The sequence below is a fragment of the Herminiimonas sp. KBW02 genome (assembly GCF_003852535.1).
In the GTDB taxonomy this organism is placed as follows: Bacteria; Pseudomonadota; Gammaproteobacteria; order Burkholderiales; family Burkholderiaceae_D; genus Oxalicibacterium.
In genome coordinates this window covers 62,797-80,898 of sequence record NZ_QAJP01000004.1, presented here as the reverse complement: position 1 = coordinate 80,898, position 18,102 = coordinate 62,797, and the positions used below count along the sequence as shown (strand labels likewise).

The following is an 18,102-nucleotide window of genomic DNA, read 5'->3' as shown; positions in this document are numbered from 1 at the left end:
TGCAAACGAACATTCATTCAATTTATCGGTGCAGTTCTGACCACAACACTTCATCAAGACTTGCGCCCCGGCAAGTGATTTCGCATAGAATCTGAAATTCGCCCTCACTGCGTCGCTACGGCGCTTATCAACGACGGAAAATCGAATGTTCGCAAAAGTGCATGCAGTCGCCAGGCAAGTAGGCGAAATCGTGGTCGGCAAGGATGTACAGATACGCCAGGCGCTGGTCTGCCTGCTGGCCGGCGGTCACCTGCTGATAGAAGATTTGCCCGGGGTCGGCAAAACGACATTGGCGCACGCACTGGCAATTTCACTCGGCCTGCAATTCAACCGGCAACAATTCACCAGCGACCTGTTACCGGCAGACGTGGTCGGCATTTCCATCTTCGACCGCGAGAAAAACGGTTTTGTGTTTCATCCCGGTCCTATCTTTACGCAAGTCTTGCTGGCAGATGAAATCAACCGCGCCACACCGAAGGCGCAATCGGCATTGCTCGAAGCGATGGAAGAAAGACAAGTCACCTCCGACGGTGTCACCCGCGCTTTACCCGAGCCTTTTTTTGTCATCGCCACACAAAACCCGACGCATCAGCTCGGCACCTTTCCCTTACCGGAATCACAACTCGATCGCTTCCTGATGTGCTTGTCGCTTGGCTACCCAGATGCAGCATCGGAACGCGCCTTGCTGATGGGTGAAGACAGGCGCACGCTATTGAAATCACTGCCGATGGCAATGCAAGCCAGCGACCTGCTGGCGGCACAGGCGGAACTGAAGAACATACATGTCTCCGCAGCCCTCATAGACTACATCCAGGCACTGGCCGCAGCTTCACGGCAAAACGGCATGTTTGCGGAGGGTCTGAGCCCGCGCGCGACGATTGCGCTGTTGCAGGCAGCACGCGCCTGGGCCGCGCTCGAAGGACGCAATCATGTCATTCCGGAAGACGTACAAGCGGTGCTGGTACCCGTCACCGCACATCGCCTGCGTCCGCTCAAAACCGGCAGTGCAAGTGCTCTCGCCAGTCGTGACCTGGTGCTGCAATTAATGAGGTCGGTCAGCGTCTGAGCCAGGGTCACTGCGTGCGCCTCATACCTACACAGCTGCAAACGATGTTCACGCAATGGACAGGGAAATGCCTGTTCAGACTAAGCACGGCCGAGACAGGCACCGTATTCCTGAAGCAGCGCCGCATCTTTATCATGCCGACGCGCGCGGGTCTGATCTTCGGCCTCATGCTGATGGTGCTCTTTATATGTTCGATCAACTACAACCTGAGCCTGGGCTTTGCGCTGACTTTCTTGCTGGCCAGTTGCGCCATCGTCGGCATGCACCTGACCTTTCGCAACCTCGCCTATTTGCATCTGTCACCGGGACGCACGTCACCAGTGTACGCCGGAGAAATCGCACAGTTCAGCGTACAACTGGATAATCGCCGTAGCTATGAACGCTACGCGATACGACTGGCCTTTATCACTGACGGCGCAGTCGGCATCCCGCACTTTACCGATATTCCGTCGCATGCAAGCAGTGATGTGACCCCGAGTACGCCTGCAAGCGAACGCGGCTGGCTGACGGCGCCACGCATACGCCTGCAAACCACCTTCCCGCTTGGTTTGCTGCAAGCATGGGCTTACTGGCAACCAGCCATGCAGGTGCTGGTTTATCCACGCCCGGAAGCAGACAGCCCGCCGCTGCCATTAAGCGCAGGCACGCAGACAGATGGTCGCGGCAATGCCGGGTATGACGACTTCGCTGGCATCCGTGCATATCAGAGCGGCGACTCCATGCGCCAGCTCGCATGGCGCCAGATTGCGCGCAGCAACGATGGCGCACTGGTCAGCAAACAGTTTGAAGGTGGTGCGGCCAGTGAACTGGTACTGGACTACAGCAAACTGCCGCCAACCATGGATGTGGAACACAAGCTGGCACGCATGACGAGTTGGGTATTGATGGCGGAAGCACAGGGCTTGCCGTATGCATTCCACCTCGCGCATTTGTACCTGCCGCCTTCCATCGGCCCGGCACATCAGGCAGCCTGCCTGCAGGTACTCGCCTTATACGGGCACGCACCATGAAGCAACTCGCAACCATGCTGCGACCGATGTCGCGCGACAAGGCCAATACCCTGCTCCTGCTGTTTGCATGCACACTGGTGCTGGCACCCAATGTTTTGAATTTGCCACCGTGGGTAGTCGCCACCTGCAGCGTGATGCTGCTATGGCGCGGCTGGATCACTTTCCGTGGTAATCGCATGCCGTCACGCTGGTTGCTGCTGCCACTCGCCTTGCTGACGATGGGCGGCGTTTATCTGACTTTCAGGACATTTGTCGGTAGCGAAGCAGGCGTCGCCGTCCTGACCTTGCTGCTCACATTCAAGTTACTGGAGATGCACGCCAGCCGTGATTTGTTTGCAGTCATCTTTCTGGGTTTCTTCTTACTGCTGACGAATTTTCTCAATTCCCAATCGCTGGCTATCGCTGCGCTGAGTATCAGCACCGTCATCGTCATGCTGGCCGCCCAGCTATCATTCCAGTACACCGATGCCATCCCTTCCTTGCGCAAACGACTGCAGCTCGCCGGTAAAATCCTGCTGCTGGCCGTGCCGCTGACGGTCGTACTATTTCTGCTGTTCCCGCGCATACAAGGACCACTGTGGGGTATGCCGAACGACAGCAAGACTGCACGTAGCGGGCTCTCCAGCAGCATGAGTCCCGGCAACATTGCCAAGCTGGCCTTGTCTGGTGAGGTCGCCTTCCGGGTTAAATTTACAGATCAGATCCCGCCCAGCCATCAACTCTACTGGCGCGGCATCGTACTGGATCAGTACGATGGTCGCACCTGGACCAAAGCAGCAGACAGCCGCAGAAGCAGCCATACTCCGCTACAAACGCAAGGCACTCCGGTAGGTTATCAGGTGACACAGGAAGCCAGTTCCGAGTCCTGGCTGTTCGCACTTGAAATGCCCACCGCAGCACCGCAGCTGGCGGGCAAATTCATCGCTTATACGTCCGCATATGAATTACGCGCAGCGCGCCCCATCACTGAACGCATACGTTATGACGTCACATCGCACCTGCATGTTGACTTCTTGCCGCAGCCGGATCCCACCATATTGCAGCAATTGCTGTCGCTGCCACCAAACTACAATCCGCGCACGCTGGCGCTGGCCACACAAATCCGGCGCGACACTTCCGGCGATCAGGCCGCCATCGAGCGCGTGCTGCAACTCTTTCGCAGCGCTCCTTTCCGCTACACGCTGGAACCACCACTGCTGGGCGTGAATAGCGTCGATGATTTTTTATTTTCTACACGCGCAGGTTTTTGTGAACATTATGCGAGTGCCTTTGTCGTACTGATGCGCGCAATGGGCATACCCTCACGCGTAGTGACAGGTTATCAAGGCGGCCAAATCAATCCGGTCGACGGCTATATGATCATCAGGCAATCCGATGCGCATGCCTGGACCGAGGTGTGGCTGGCGCAGCGTGGCTGGGTACGTATCGACCCGACCGCCGTGATCGCACCAGAACGCATCTCACGCGATGCAGCTACTGCGGATGCAGCCGAACCCGTATTGGGTGGTCTGGTCGCTGCAAACAGCGGCACAGCCACATGGTTGCGCAGCATGCGCTTTCAATGGGAAGCGATTAACAATGGCTGGAACCAATGGGTGCTGAACTACACGCCGGATGAGCAAAAGAATTTGCTACGTTCACTTGGCTTCGGTAACATCGACTGGCAAACACTAGTCTTGCTGCTACTGCTCGCGGGTGCTACGGTGATGACTGCACTTGCCGCCCTGCTGCCGGGCGTGCGTCGCAAAACCGATCCGCTGGCAGCCGTCTATGTGCAATTTGGCAAACTGATGACGCGCCGCGGCTATCCGCGCCATCCGCATGAAGGACCGCGCACGTATGCACAACGATTGCTGGCTGCTGATACTGCGCTGACAGAAAAACGCAAACATGCCGCCGGGAAATTTATAACGCTTTATGAACAAGTTCGTTATGGTCGCGTTGAACATTTATCGCCATCAGACGTACTTGCCACACTCAAATCACTGCTGACTCAAATTCGATGACATTTCCACTGCTCTCCAGACAAGCCCTGCCGCTAATCGCACTCTCTTCCATCCTCGCCTTGAGCGGCTGCGCCTCCGCCGGCGAAACCAGCAAAAAAACAGCCACCGCGAACAAGACCGCGGCCAAAGCCAAGAAAGTCGTCAAACCGGTACAAGGCGATGAATTCGCCAACTTCTCGCAATGGAGCGATGTCTCCAGCTTCATCGACCAGATGGTGGAAAAGAACGGCTTCAATAAAAAACAGTTGCAAGCCACACTGAACCAGACTCACTACGTCGATAGTGCGATCCAGTTAATGAAGCCGGCGCCACCTGGCAAACCAAAGAACTGGGCCGCCTACCGCGCCCGCTTTGTTGAACCGGTGCGCATCAATGGCGGCGTCGCCTTCTGGAACCAGTATGCCGATGCACTGGCACGTGCCGAAGCAAGGTATGGCGTACCGGCAGAAATCATCGTCGCCATCATCGGTGTCGAAACGGTATACGGTCGTAATACTGGCAATTTCCGCGTGATGGATGCCATCACGACGCTGGCCTTCGCCTATCCGGAAACACCGAATCGCACAGCACGCATGAACTACTTCCGTGGCGAACTGGAAAACACCTTGCTGTTTGCACGTGATGAACAGATCGATCCATTCTCGCTGCTCGGCTCCTACGCAGGTGCGATAGGCTGGCCGCAATTCATGCCGGGCAGCATACGTAAATTTGCCGTTGATTTCGATGGCAACGGTCATATCGATCTGCGCAACTCGCCGGTCGATGCCATCGGCAGCGTCGCCAACTTCCTGGTGCAGCATGGCTGGCGCAGCGGACAGCCCACCGTCTTCCCGGCCAAAGTGGATATGACGGAAAACTGGCAGCGCTTTATCAATCAGGGACTGAGCGCGAAGTTCAGCTTGCAGGAAATGAAGGAAGCGGGCGTGACGCCGCTAGCCGAGCCACCAGCCGATATGCTGTTCGGCCTGGTCGATCTGCAGAATGGCGCTGATCCTAGTGAGTACTGGCTGGGTGCGGATAACTTCTTTGCGATCACGCAATACAATCGCAGCTTCTTCTATGCGATGTCAGTGATAGACCTGAGCCGCGCAGTCCGCGCTGCGCGCAATTTCTAGGCATGCTGTGACCGCCTGCCCGGCGGCCACACTCAGCGCACTGCGTCCGCAGGCGCTTTCAGACGGACGAGGTCAATCTGGATCGACTCGCCCTCACCATTAATCCAGACCTGGCCGTCCTGTATCGTGCATTGCAATTGCATATTGCGTTGCGCAAGTTTGGCCAGCGCCTGGCTGGTCGCAGCCGGCAAATTGAACACGCTTAAGTTCTTCGCTCTGTCCACCTTACTGGCGATCTGATTCCACCAGATATTGCTCATGCTGCTATAGCTGTAAATCATCACCTGATTCGAGCGGCCACATGCTTTCATGATGCGCTTCTCATCCGGCTGACCGACGTCTATCCAAAGTTCGATCGCACCGGTTAAATCCTTTTGCCACAGATCCGGCTCATCGTCCGTACTCAAACCTTTGCCAAAGGACAGCGCCTCATGCGCATGCAGCACAAAGGCCAGTATCCTGACCATCATGCGCTCATCGGTCTCGGACGGATGGCGCGCTATCGTCAGTGCATGACCGTCGTAATACTGCCGATCCATATCGGCGATTTGCAGGTCAGCTTTGAAAATGGTGGATTTAAGAGCCATGAAATTCTACTTTGATGAAAATGTCGCACGTATGCGCAAGACGGAACGGTGGCAAGAATAGCCGATCCGGCCCTGCTCCGCGATCAATTTTATTTGCGCCATATACGCATCTGCGTATCGCTGCTGTCCAAAGCCAATTGCGGCAAACGTTTAAAATAGCGAATGATCAACAGGATGGCTTGCATGCACACACCTACTCCCCCAGCCGCACCCGATGAAGTCATCGCCCTTACCCAGGCCTGGTTGGAAAAAGCCGTTATCGGCCTGAATCTCTGCCCCTTTGCCAAAGCGGTCCACGTCAAACAACAAATCCGCTATGTCGTCAGCAGTGCGCGTAACACCGATGCCTTATATGAAGAACTCAGTGCGGAGTTACAGCATTTGCATCAGAGCGATCCGGCCGAAATCGATACCACTTTGTTAATCCTGCCTGAGCTCCTGGCTGACTTCCTGGATTACAACGACTTCCTCGATATTGCCGATGAAGCAATTGATGATTTGGAACTGGATGGTGAAATCCAGATTGCCAGTTTCCATCCTGACTATCAATTTGCAGACAGCAAAGCAGACGATATAGAAAACTACACGAATCGTTCACCGTATCCAATTTTGCATCTTTTGCGCGAGGCGAGCATAGAACGCGCAGTCGAAGCGTTCCCCGAAGCAGAGGAAATTTATGAAAAGAATATGGAAACGTTACGTAAGTTGGGCTTGCAGGGATGGCGGAATTTACAATTGGCCGCACCCGGGAAAGGGTGCAAATAACGGCATACAAGTGTTATTTAAGTGTAAGAATTACCATGTAGAATCATTCCTTAAAACAACACCAAGCATTGATTTTTAAGGTTTTTTTGTGAAATATGACAGAAAAGAATAAAATTTCAATAACGCTACTTTTCTCAAAAAGAAAAGATTGTTTGAAGGAACTCTTGACTAAATGTGAGGCCAAAAGAACACTGAGTTGTAATTGCTTTTTTGAAATTCCTTGCTATATTGATTGCATATAGTTAATTTTTTCATATATCCCGTAATACGCTGAAAAAATCATCACCGTTTGCAACTTTACTAATATGACAAGACTCCAATATCAGTAGCCGACGAAACTGCAAGTCACCTTGCGTTTCACCGATCCCTCGTTTGACACTTTGAAATCGAAGACATTATGACTACTCCAGATAGCCAAATCACAAGTAACCGACTTGCAGATCAAGTTGCGTACGACCCCAATCATCTGCTGGACTCCTTGATTGAAAGACTGCATCTTAAAAATGATGCAGCTCTGTCGCGCGCACTGGAAGTTGCCCCACCAGTCATCAGCAAAATCCGCCATCGCCGTCTGCCGGTAGGCGCATCCCTGCTGATTCGCATGCACGAAGTAAGCGATTTGAGTATTCGTGACCTGCGTATCCTGATGGGTGACCGTCGCGATAAATTCCGTATCAGCGACAAGCAATTCAAACCAAAAGAAGGCGGCGTCGCTACCGAGCCGCAAGAGTAATGAACATTACCCGCAGAGTATTCTCGGCTTAGGCCGGGAATACGCCTGTCGACAAGTAACGATCACCTCTGTCGCAGACGATGAAGACCACCGTTGCGTTTTCTACCGTCTGAGAAATCCTGAGCGCAACTTCACATGCGCCCGCCGCTGAAATACCGCAGAAAATCCCCTCTTCTATCGCCAGACGACGAGCCATTTGCTCGGCTACTGCCTGGCTGACGTATTCAAGCTGATCAACTTTGCTGGCGTCATAAATTTTTGGCAGATAGGCTTCTGGCCATTTGCGGATGCCAGGGATTTGCGAGCCTTCGTCCGGCTGTACGCCGATGATTTTGATATCCGGGTTCTTTTCTTTCAGATACTGCGATACGCCGATGATGGTGCCGGTGGTACCCATCGCGCTGACGAAGTGGGTGATCTTGCCACCGGTATCGCGCCAGATTTCGGGGCCGGTCGTTTCATAATGTGCACGCGGATTGTCCGGATTGGCGAACTGATCCAGGATCAAACCTTCACCATTTTTTTGCATTTGCTCGGCCAGATCACGCGCATACTCCATGCCGCCGGTTTTCGGCGTCAGGACGATGCGCGCACCATATGCGGCCATCGCCTGTCTCCGCTCTTCACTCAGGTTCTCCGGCATCAGCAAAACCATCTTGTAACCACGCATCGCTGCCACCATCGCCAGCGCAATCCCGGTGTTGCCACTGGTCGCTTCGATCAGGGTATCGCCCGGCTTGATCACGCCGCGTTCTTCTGCGTGCAGGATCATGGATAGTGCCGGCCTGTCTTTCACAGAACCGGCCGGGTTATTGCCTTCCAGCTTGCCGAGTATGACGTTGTTGCGACGTACTGCTTCTTCACCGCCCAGTCGTTTGAGTTGTACCAGTGGGGTATTGCCGATGGTGTCTTCGATGGTCAAATATTGCATAGTGAGTGCTTGTATGGTGTTTCCGGGAAAACGCCATTTTAATCGCAGATGCCCTTGCGCGTACGAACTCGATAAAAACCATGCAGGCATAAAAAAACCCCACCTCTATACCGGGGCGGGGCTTTTGCGGGGATACACAAACAATTGGTGCGATTACTTCTCTGACTTGGCCTTCGCAGCGACCTTTTTTGTTGCCGGTTTGGCGACGCCAGACTTCGGCGTGCCGTTCACGGTAAGCCCGGCTTGAGAGAGCTTTTCTGCACTCTTGTCACCCACGCCTTTGACGCGCTTCTGCAAATCATCCCAATCCTTGAAATTCCCACCTTTCTTGCGTTCGTCGAGTATGGCCCTGGAAGTAGTCGGACCAATGCCCTTGATACTGTCCAGCGCCGCCTGGTCCGCCTTATTGACATCGACTTGTGCCCAGGCAAAGTTCATTGAGAAAAACACAGCTGCAAGTGCGAAAAACACTTTTTTCAACATTTGAATCTCCCTATTCAGTTTGTAAAAATGCACAGAGATAACGACGTCAGACAGCCATATTTATCGCTAGCCCAGCGCCGAATGTAGAAAAAATAAGAAGGGATTTGAATCGGACATTTCCGAAAGGAAATGCATAAAAGGGGAAGCAAGAGGAAAGTGAGTACCGGCTAACCTGCGCGCATTTAACTACGCATAAAGCAGCTTAGCCGGCGATGTTGCGACATCTTAATTCATGACATTTAATTCTTCGGTGCGGCGTGGCGGGTAACTTTCCCATTTGCTGCAACCAGGGCATTGCCAGTAATACTGACGCGCCTTGAAGCCGCAATGGCTGCACTGGTAGCGGGCCAGTTTTTGCGTGTAACCATGCACCAGGTTTTTGACCAGCGACAGTTCAGAACGCATTTCCGGCGGCGCTTCCATCAGCCGCGCTTCCAGCAGCTTATCCAGCCCCAGCAGAGTTGGCGTACGACGCAATTCATCGCTGACCATTTGGTTTGCTGCGTCCACACCTTCCAGCTCCAGCACGGCTTTGAACACGACCTCAAGCAAATCAATCGAGGATGCCTCAGCCAGATAGAACTTCAGCAGATTCACGCCTTCCTGCGCGCGCCCTACTGCACGATAACCATCCATCAGACGCTGTGCCACCAATGCCACGTGCGGCACGCTCTGATGTTCGACACGGCGCCAGGTCAGCAATGCAGATTCGGTATCGCCCTGTGCCAGTTGCGCATCGCCCAGCAGGATGGTCGCCCGTACGCTGGTGCGATCTGCCGCCAATGCTTTTTCCAGCAGGCTGATCGCGGTGTCAGGATGCGTGTGCACCAATTCATCCTGCGCCAGTTCACAATAGAACTGTGCGATTTCCTTCTGACGACCACCGGCACCTGATTCCTGCAGCGCATGGGCAGCCTCAATTGCACGCTCCCATTCCTTTTCACGCTGATAAATTTCCAGCAAGGCGCGTCGCGCCTGTGCGCCATACTGGGTATCGATCAACTGATTGAAGGTTTCTTCCGCCCGATCCAACAGACCGGCATTCAGGTAATCCTGCCCCAGTTCGTACTGTGCATGCACCTTATGCTCGAGCGGCAAGTCAGGACGCGCCAGCAAGTTCTGGTGCACACGTATTGCGCGCTCGGTCTCGCCACGACGGCGGAACAAATTACCCAGAGCAAAATGCAGCTCTGCGGTTTCCGGATCCAGTTTGACGATTTCGATAAAAGCATCGATCGCCTTATCGGGCTGTTCATTCAGCAGAAAATTCAAACCCTTGAAATAGCCGCGCGGCAGACTGCGCGATTCCGAAACCAACTGTTTGATATCAACGCGCGCAGCAATCCAGCCCAGGGTAAAAAAGGCCGGTATGGCAAGCAACCACCAAGTTTCAAATTCCATGCAATGTTGTGTTGTAGAGAGTAATCAAATGATTCAAAGACGCACGACTCATGGGGTTCACAGATGAATCACGGCATCCGGCTGTGGCGGCTGCGATTTCACCAAAGCCTGTTCTTGTACTTCTTTTTGTATTGTTGCGATCGTCTTCTTGTGTTTTGCCAGTTCACGGCGGTGACGGAACAGGGTCGGCGTCATCGCCAATACGCCCAATGCGGCACCACCAACAAAGAAACCAAGCAGGAGCAACACCAAAGGTCCGCGCATTTCGTAACCGAGGAAAAACTGCAGCGATACTTCCTGCGTATTCTTCATGGCGAAACCAAAGAACACGATGAAAAGTAGGACAGCAATAATTCTGAGCAGGATTTTCATGGCGTTCGTTCCTTTATAAGCTGATCCGGACTACTGCATGCCATCAGTTTGGCACAGTAATAGATTAACGAAATTGTACGTGAAAAAAAACGGCATCCGAAGATGCCGTCCTTATTTCGTTACAAACAACTCAGTCTTCGATGATTGGTTGCCCAACCATCGCATCCACACGCTCACGCAACTGCTTGCCTGGCTTGAAGTGTGGTACCCGTTTTTCCGGGACCATCACCTTGTCACCCGACTTCGGGTTGCGACCGATACGCGGCGGGCGACTATTGAGTGCAAAGCTGCCAAAACCACGTATCTCGATGCGTTGTCCGGTTGCCAGGGCATCGGACATTGCATCAAGGATGGTTTTGACCGCGTAATCCGCATCCTTAGCTACCAGTTGCGGATAACGCTCAGCCAAGCGAGCAATCAGCTCCGACTTTGTCATTGACGATGGTCTTAGTTCTTGTTATCGAGCTTAGCTTTGAGCAATGCGCCGAGGCTGGTCGTACCGGATGCAGCGTTCGAATCCGACGACATTTTTTGCATTGCTTCTTGCGTTTCAACATTGTCTTTAGCTTTGATCGACAGTTGGATGCCGCGTGCTTTGCGGTCAACGTTGATGACCATAGCTTCAACTGTGTCGCCGACTTTCAGGTGCGTACCAGCATCTTCCACGCGATCGCGGGAGATTTCGGAAGCGCGCAAGTAGCCTTCAACTTCATCGGACAATTGGATCACTGCACCTTTAGGCTCAACCGATTTAACGGTACCAGTTACCAACGCGCCTTTGTCGTTCATTGCAGCGAAGTTGTTGAATGGGTCGCCTTCGAGTTGTTTAACGCCGAGGGATACGCGTTCACGTTCCACGTCGATAGCCAACACGATTGCTTCCAGCTCGTCACCTTTCTTGAAGCGACGAACAGCTTCTTCGCCGGTTTCTGTCCAGGACAGGTCGGACAAGTGAACCAGACCGTCGATGTTGCCAGCCAGGCCGATGAACACGCCGAAGTCGGTGATCGATTTGATCGCGCCACGAACTTTGTCACCTTTTTTATGGGTCACAGCAAAGTCATCCCATGGGTTGGCTTTACATTGTTTCATGCCGAGGCTGATACGACGACGTTCTTCGTCGATTTCCAGAACCATGACTTCAACTTCATCGCCCAATTGAACGACTTTGTTTGGTGCCACGTTTTTGTTGGTCCAGTCCATTTCGGAAACGTGCACCAGACCTTCGATACCTTGTTCGACTTCAACGAATGAGCCGTAGTCGGTCAGGTTGGTGACTTTACCGAACAGGCGTGTGCCTTGTGGGTAACGACGGGACAAACCGGTCCAAGGATCGTCGCCCAATTGTTTGACGCCCAGCGATACACGGTTTTTCTCTTGATCGTACTTGAGTACTTTCGCGGTGATTTCTTGACCGACGGTGAGTACTTCCGATGGGTGACGCACACGACGCCATGCCAGATCGGTGATGTGCAACAGACCATCGATACCACCCAGATCCACGAACGCGCCGTAGTCGGTGATGTTTTTAACGACGCCAGTAACGATGGTGCCTTCTTTCAGGGTTTCCATCAGTTTTTGACGTTCTTCGCCCATCGATGCTTCGATGACAGCGCGACGCGACAGCACAACGTTGTTACGTTTGCGATCGAGTTTGATAACTTTGAATTCGAGCGTTTTGCCTTCGAATGGAGTCGTGTCTTTGACAGGACGGGTATCAACCAGCGAACCCGGCAAGAATGCGCGGATGCCATTGGTCAAAACGGTCAGACCGCCTTTGACTTTACCGTTAACGGTACCGACAACGATTTCACCGGATTCCATCGCTTTTTCAAGCGAGAGCCACGATGCCAGGCGTTTAGCCTTGTCGCGCGACAGGATAGTGTCGCCAAAACCGTTTTCGAGGGATTCAATAGCGACGGAAATAAAATCGCCAACGTTGACTTCGAGTTCGCCATTGTCGTTTTTGAATTCTTCGATTGGAATAAATGCTTCCGACTTCAAGCCAGCGTTGACGATAACGAAGTTATGGTCGAGGCGGACAACTTCAGCCGAAATCACTTCACCAGAACGCATGTCCTGACGTGACAACGATTCTTCAAAAAGAGCGGCAAAACTTTCCATACCAACAGGTGTTGCTTCGGAGGTGACAACAGTAGTCATAGATTTAAACAAGTTGACCAGAATTCGGTTTTACTCGATTTGCCATATATAAAAACAGCAAAAGGAACGAATTATGGGTTAGGTTTTTCAACGTCTGCCCGACTTTGCACCGGACAGACACCAGGTACTACAAACAGCTACTAGCTTTACTACTTAATTCTTTACAGCCTAAGCCTTTACAGCTGCATACCAGGTGAGCACCTGATCCACTGCTTGCTGCACAGTCAGATTCGAGGTATCCAGCAAATATGCCTCTTCGGCGGGTTTGAGCGGGGCAATGGCGCGATTCGCATCACGTGCATCCCGTTCGTTCAAATCTTTCAGAAGGTCTTCTATATTAGCAGAAAATCCCTTGTCAATCAATTGCTTATAACGTCTTTCGGCGCGCGCCTCGGCACTGGCGGTAAGGAAGACCTTGAGTTCGGCGTCCGGGAAAATCACGGTTCCCATATCCCGTCCGTCGGCAATCAGGCCCGGCGCTTCACGGAAGCGCAGCTGCAAATCGACCAGCGCCTTGCGCACTGCAGGCAAAGCAGCAATTTTTGATGCTGTATTACCAACTTCTTCCGCCCGGATCGACATCGTGACATTTTCACGATCAAGGAAGATGTCGCCATCTTTGAAGCCACATTTGAGGGTTTCGACGGAATTAGCGATAGCTTGCTCGTCATCAATCGCGATGCCGCGATATAAGGCAGACAAGGCCGTCAGGCGGTACAAAGCGCCCGAATCCAGGTAGTGGAAACCGAGTTCGGTTGCTACCAGTTGGGCAACCGTGCCTTTGCCGGAAGCGGTCGGACCATCAATAGCGATGACCGGAATGGCAGAAGATGGAGTGGATGTCATTTAACAAGTGTGTCAAAAATACAACTGAGGCCTCAAGCCACAGTCATAAAGGGGATGGATAGGTAGCGGAATACTGCCGCATTCCGCTATACCTTAAAACAAACTTTCTTCGGTAACCTTGGCAAAGGCTTCGAAATAATCAGGGAAGGTTTTGGCCACGCATTGCGGGTCATTGATGCGCTCTTTGTTGCCACGACGCGCGGCGCCATCCAGTGTCGCCAGCGAGAAGCACATCGCCATACGGTGATCGTCATAAGTATCAATCGCAGCGGACAGTATCTCTGCCGGTGGCGTCACCTTCAGATAATCTTCGCCTTCTTCCACAATCGCACCCAGCTTGCGCAGCTCGGTCGCCATCGCACTGATGCGATCGGTTTCCTTCACACGCCAGCTACCGATATTGCGCAAGATGCTTGGACCGTCGGCATACAAAGCCACTACGGCGATTGTCATCGCGGCATCCGGAATATGGTTGAAGTCGGCATCAATCGCGCGTAACACGCCATTCGATTCCGCTTCTATCCAGTTATCGCCCATGCGTATGGTGGCGCCCATTTGTTCCAGCGACTCAACAAAACGTACATCTCCCTGGATACTGTTTTGCCCCACACCTTCAACACGAACCGGACCACCAGCAATTGCACCAGCCGCAAGGAAGTAGGACGCCGACGAGGCATCACCTTCAACATGGATATTGCCCGGACTGACATAGCGTTGTCCGGCTTTCACCGTGAACGATTGCCAGCCACTGCGCTGCACTTCCACGCCGAAACGCTGAATCAGGTTTAGCGTGATTTCGATATACGGTTTGGAGATCAACTCACCGATCACATTGATGGTCACATCCTGTTCGCGCGCCATCAAAGGAGCAGCCATCAGCAGCGCCGTCAGGAACTGGCTGGAAACATTGCCGCGCACCGACATCTCATGCGCGTGGATGCGACCACGCTGAATGTGCAGCGGCGGATAACCCGGCTCGCCGGTATATTCAATATGTGTACCGATCGCATTCAAGGCATCGACCAGATCACCAATAGGACGCTCATGCATACGCGACACGCCATGCAAAGTGTAATCACCACCTGTCACTGCCAGCGCCGCTGTCAACGGACGTATCGCGGTACCCGCATTACCCATGAACAGATCAGCCTGATGTACCGGGAAACTGCCATCGACACCATGCACGATGTAATCCTGCGACTCGCCTATCTGTTCCCATTTGACACCCAGCTTTTGCAAAGCCATCAGCATTACATGCGTATCGTCGGAAGCCAGCAAATCACGGATATGCGTCGTGCCCTGCGCTAATGCAGCCAACAGCAAGGTACGGTTGGAAATACTTTTGGAGCCAGGCAAACGCACCACGCCTTTCGCGTGCATCGCCGGTTTCAGGTCAAGATAATGCGGATAGTGTTTCATTTATCGCCATCTGGTTGGTGCTGAGGTTCAGCCGTTTCTATGCTGCGCTGCCAATTCTGGCGCGCCTGCTGTGCGTTCGCAAACATGGCCTGCATCGCTGCGCCGTCGCCAGCCGCCAATTGCGCGCGGAAGCGCGTCAGCTGGGCAATATAGGCGTCCAGTTCGGTCAGGATCGCGTCCTGGTTCGACAAACTGATATCGCGCCACATCTCGGGCGAAGAACCGGCTATCCGTGTGAAGTCACGAAAGCCGCTGGCCGCATACTGGAACAGCAAATCAGCATGCGGCTTGTTCGCAATATCGTCCACCAGTGCAAACGCCAGCAAGTGCGGCAAATGACTGACGGCAGCAAATACTGCATCGTGGTTTTCTGGTGTTAACTGATGGATGATCGCACCGCATTGCTGCCATGCTTGCGCTACCAATGCGACATCGGCGGCAGAGTTTTCCGCCAGCGGTGTCAGCACGACCTTCTTGCCGACATACAGATCGGGAATAGCTGCTTCCGGGCCGTTGGCTTCCAGGCCGGCGATAGGATGACCCGGCACGAATTGCGCAATCTTCTCACCCAGTACTGCACGCGCAGTAGCAACGACTTCGCCTTTGATACTACCGGCGTCAGTCACTACCGTACCGGCTTGCAGATAGGGTCTGATGGATTTCAGGATCACTTCGGTTTGCGCAACCGGTGCTGCCAGCAACACCAGGTCGGCATCGCGCAAAGCTTCTTCCACTGAAGTGCTGGCGACATCGATGATGCCCAGTTCTTTGGCGCGCTGTAATACCGCAGCAGTACGCCCTACGCCAACGATTTGCTCAACTGCTCCCGCCTGGCGCAAAGCGCGCGCAAACGATCCGCCTATCAAACCCACTCCAAAGATGACGATTTTTTTTAGCACGAGAGCGTAAGGATTAAAGTTGATCGGATTAGTACAACATCAGGCCAGGGCTTTTTTCAGCGCCGCGATGAAGATTGTATTTTCTTCTTCCAGTCCGATGGAAATGCGCAACCACTGCGGCAAGCCGTAGTTACCGACCGGACGCACGATCACGCCCTGCTTCAGCAAAGCCAGATTGACGCGTGCACCAGCACCGTCGTCATCACCGACCTTGACCATCACAAAATTACCGGAAGACGGCAGATAGCGCAGCTTCAGTTCATCAAAAGCCTGTGTCAGCTGACGGTAACCGGCCGCATTCAGTTGCGCGCTTTTTTGTACGAAAGCATGGTCATTCAATGCCGCAATCGCAGCTGCTTGCGCCAGCGAATTCACATTGAAAGGCTGGCGTATGCGATTGAGCAAATCGGTAATGCCCGCTTGCGCGATGCCGTAACCGATACGCAAACCTGCGAGGCCATAGACCTTGGACATGGAGCGCGACACCAGCAAATTAGGATACTTGGCGACCCAGGCGATGGAATCGTATTGCTGTTCCGGCGCAAGGAATTCGGTATAAGCTTCATCCAGCACCACCACAACTTCAGGTGGCACGCGCTTGAGGAAAGCTTCGATCTGCGCACCCGGGATAAAGGTACCGGTTGGATTGTTTGGATTCGCAACAAAGATCAAACGCGTATCGGCTTCTATCGCATCCGCCATCGCATCCAGATCATGACCAAAATCTTTCGCGGCGATCACCAGCGAGCGGCCACCGACAGCTTGCGCGGCCAATGGATAGACGGCAAAAGAATACTGCGCATAAATGACCGACTGGCCCGGCTGCACAAACGCATGTGCAGCCAGTTCGAGGATGTCGTTGCTGCCGTTACCCAGCGTGATCCATTCAGCAGGCACACCATACTTGGCGGTCAGTGCTGCCTTCAGTTCAAAGCCATTACCGTCCGGATAACGACCGGCATCCTCCAGCGCTGCAGCCATCGCCTGCTTCGCAGATTCGGGCATGCCGAGCGGATTTTCATTTGAAGCGAGTTTGACGATTTTTGCTTCATCGAGGCCGAACTCACGCGCGACTTCAGCAATCGGGCGACCACCCTGATAAGGCGCAATCGCACGAACGTAGTCAGGACCAAACTTAATTGACATAGCAGATTCCAAAATAAATCACGTCTGAAGTACAGTCGGGCACCGCACGCAGCGCCCGCCATACTTCACAAACAGATTACAAACTGAATGGATACGAACCCAGCACTTTGAAGAATGCTGCGTTGTCTTTTAGTTCTTTCAAGGCGTTTTCGACCTTGACGTCTTGCAGATGGCCTTCCACATCGACGTAGAAATAGTATTCCCACGTACCCATGCGTGCCGGACGCGATTCGAAACGCGTCATCGACACACCATGCTTGGCCAGTGGCGCCAGCAGGTTGTAGACCGCACCCGCCTTGTTCGGCACCGAGAGTACCAGCGAGGTTTGATCCTTGCCGCTGGCCGACGTTTGCAAACGGCCGATGACCGCAAAGCGGGTACGGTTATGCGGATCGTCCTGAATGTGTGCCTTGATGACTTGTAACTGGTATTTTTGTCCGGCGATTTCACTGGCAATAGCAGCCACACTCGGATCTTCGCCCGCCAGACGTGCCGCTTCACCATTAGATGCAACCGCCATGCGCTCGATGTTCGGGTAATTCTGGTTCAGCCAGACCTGGCATTGCGCCAGTGCCTGCGAATGGGCACAGATAGTCTTTACACCTGTCATCGAACCGGTACGCGTCATCAGGCTGTGATTCACCTGGATCGACACTTCACCGCTGATCGTCAGCGTGGTTTGCAGCAGCAAGTCCAGCGTGCGATTGATTACGCCTTCCGATGAATTCTCGATAGGCACAACGCCGAAATCGGCAGTACCGGCCTCGGTCGCGCGGAATACTTCATCAATGGAGGCACATGGCATCGCATCGACAGAACGGCCGAATTGCTGATACACAGCCTGCTCGCTAAAAGTACCGACCGGCCCCAGGTAAGCGACCGTCACGCGCTTTTCCAGCGCGCGGCATGCCGACATCACTTCGCGGAAGACGGTCTGGATATCGGTATCGAGCAAAGGCCCGGGATTGCGTTCTGCCACGCTGCGCAAAACCTGCGCTTCGCGTTCCGGACGGAAGACCGGGGCATTGGTCTCCGCCTTCACATGGCCGACTTCCTGCGCGACGCGTGCGCGCCGATTCAGTAAATCGAGAATTTGCGCGTCGATCGCGTCGATCTGTTCACGCAGTGGTTTAAGCTTGTCGTCGGTCGTCATAGTTATG

Annotated in this window: 18 protein-coding genes; 6 read left to right on the top strand and 12 right to left on the bottom strand. The window is 53.5% G+C overall.

The window, feature by feature from the left end; genetic code table 11:
• The first annotated feature begins 145 nt into the window (after window positions 1-145).
• From DBR37_RS04820 to mltB, 4 genes are read left to right on the top strand one after another with little or no spacing between them, the layout of a single operon-like run.
• Window positions 146-1,066 carry a MoxR family ATPase gene (locus tag DBR37_RS04820; protein ID WP_124573363.1) on the top strand — a complete coding sequence of 307 codons (921 nt, stop codon included), beginning with the start codon at window positions 146-148 and terminating at the stop codon, window positions 1,064-1,066.
• 14 nt (window positions 1,067-1,080) lie between these two features.
• Window positions 1,081-2,076 carry a DUF58 domain-containing protein gene (locus DBR37_RS04815; protein ID WP_124573362.1) on the top strand — a complete coding sequence of 332 codons (996 nt, stop codon included), beginning with the start codon at window positions 1,081-1,083 and terminating at the stop codon, window positions 2,074-2,076.
• Complete coding sequence (locus DBR37_RS04810; RefSeq protein ID WP_124573361.1) at window positions 2,073-4,082, top strand: DUF3488 and transglutaminase-like domain-containing protein; 2,010 nt, start codon at window positions 2,073-2,075, stop codon at window positions 4,080-4,082. The genes DBR37_RS04815 and DBR37_RS04810 overlap by 4 nt, the downstream gene beginning before the upstream one ends.
• Window positions 4,079-5,197, top strand: coding sequence for a lytic murein transglycosylase B (mltB, locus tag DBR37_RS04805; RefSeq protein WP_124573360.1), 1,119 nt, complete (start codon window positions 4,079-4,081; stop codon window positions 5,195-5,197). The genes DBR37_RS04810 and mltB overlap by 4 nt, the downstream gene beginning before the upstream one ends.
• A 32-nt stretch (window positions 5,198-5,229) precedes the next feature.
• Here the strand turns inward: mltB and DBR37_RS04800 are convergent, their stop codons facing one another.
• A complete protein-coding gene (locus DBR37_RS04800; protein WP_124573359.1) occupies window positions 5,230-5,784 on the bottom strand; it encodes a YaeQ family protein in 555 nt (184 codons plus the stop codon).
• Window positions 5,785-5,967: 183 nt separating this feature from the next.
• Here DBR37_RS04800 and DBR37_RS04795 point away from each other — a divergent pair, with 183 nt between their 5' ends.
• Together DBR37_RS04795 and DBR37_RS04790 are read left to right on the top strand one after the other, a co-directional pair.
• Entirely contained in the window at window positions 5,968-6,549 is a 582-nt protein-coding gene (locus DBR37_RS04795) for a DUF1415 domain-containing protein (protein WP_124573358.1), read from the top strand.
• A gap of 397 nt (window positions 6,550-6,946) precedes the next feature.
• Window positions 6,947-7,282, top strand: coding sequence for a hypothetical protein (locus DBR37_RS04790; RefSeq protein ID WP_124573357.1), 336 nt, complete (start codon window positions 6,947-6,949; stop codon window positions 7,280-7,282).
• 28 nt (window positions 7,283-7,310) lie between these two features.
• Here the strand turns inward: DBR37_RS04790 and cysM are convergent, their stop codons facing one another.
• From cysM to pheA, 11 genes are all read right to left on the bottom strand, one after another.
• Window positions 7,311-8,213 (bottom strand): cysteine synthase CysM, encoded by a 903-nt coding sequence (cysM, locus tag DBR37_RS04785; protein WP_124573356.1) that lies wholly within the window; start codon window positions 8,211-8,213, stop codon window positions 7,311-7,313.
• 153 nt (window positions 8,214-8,366) lie between these two features.
• Window positions 8,367-8,696: a helix-hairpin-helix domain-containing protein gene (locus DBR37_RS04780; protein ID WP_124573355.1), complete on the bottom strand. Its 330-nt coding sequence runs from the start codon at window positions 8,694-8,696 to the stop codon at window positions 8,367-8,369.
• A gap of 225 nt (window positions 8,697-8,921) precedes the next feature.
• On the bottom strand, window positions 8,922-10,097 hold the full coding sequence (lapB, locus tag DBR37_RS04775) for a lipopolysaccharide assembly protein LapB (protein ID WP_124573354.1): 1,176 nt from the start codon (window positions 10,095-10,097) through the stop codon (window positions 8,922-8,924).
• 57 nt (window positions 10,098-10,154) lie between these two features.
• On the bottom strand, window positions 10,155-10,469 hold the full coding sequence (locus tag DBR37_RS04770; RefSeq protein WP_124573353.1) for a lipopolysaccharide assembly LapA domain-containing protein: 315 nt from the start codon (window positions 10,467-10,469) through the stop codon (window positions 10,155-10,157).
• A 130-nt stretch (window positions 10,470-10,599) separates the two neighbouring features.
• Window positions 10,600-10,905: an integration host factor subunit beta gene (locus tag DBR37_RS04765; protein ID WP_011871954.1), complete on the bottom strand. Its 306-nt coding sequence runs from the start codon at window positions 10,903-10,905 to the stop codon at window positions 10,600-10,602.
• A gap of 11 nt (window positions 10,906-10,916) precedes the next feature.
• Window positions 10,917-12,593, bottom strand: coding sequence for a 30S ribosomal protein S1 (rpsA, locus tag DBR37_RS04760; protein WP_041296608.1), 1,677 nt, complete (start codon window positions 12,591-12,593; stop codon window positions 10,917-10,919).
• A gap of 207 nt (window positions 12,594-12,800) precedes the next feature.
• The gene (gene cmk, locus DBR37_RS04755) at window positions 12,801-13,478 is read right to left on the bottom strand and encodes a (d)CMP kinase (RefSeq protein WP_124573352.1); all 678 of its coding nucleotides are present in this window, start codon (window positions 13,476-13,478) and stop codon (window positions 12,801-12,803) included.
• 93 nt (window positions 13,479-13,571) lie between these two features.
• Window positions 13,572-14,897 carry a 3-phosphoshikimate 1-carboxyvinyltransferase gene (aroA, locus tag DBR37_RS04750; RefSeq protein ID WP_124573351.1) on the bottom strand — a complete coding sequence of 442 codons (1,326 nt, stop codon included), beginning with the start codon at window positions 14,895-14,897 and terminating at the stop codon, window positions 13,572-13,574.
• A complete protein-coding gene (locus DBR37_RS04745) occupies window positions 14,894-15,796 on the bottom strand; it encodes a prephenate dehydrogenase/arogenate dehydrogenase family protein (protein ID WP_124573350.1) in 903 nt (300 codons plus the stop codon). Before DBR37_RS04745 ends, aroA begins: the two co-directional genes overlap by 4 nt.
• Window positions 15,797-15,835: 39 nt before the next feature.
• Window positions 15,836-16,942 carry a histidinol-phosphate transaminase gene (hisC, locus tag DBR37_RS04740; RefSeq protein WP_124573349.1) on the bottom strand — a complete coding sequence of 369 codons (1,107 nt, stop codon included), beginning with the start codon at window positions 16,940-16,942 and terminating at the stop codon, window positions 15,836-15,838.
• Between the two features lie 76 nt (window positions 16,943-17,018).
• Entirely contained in the window at window positions 17,019-18,095 is a 1,077-nt protein-coding gene (pheA, locus tag DBR37_RS04735; RefSeq protein ID WP_124573348.1) for a prephenate dehydratase, read from the bottom strand.
• Window positions 18,096-18,102: the final 7 nt, after the last annotated feature.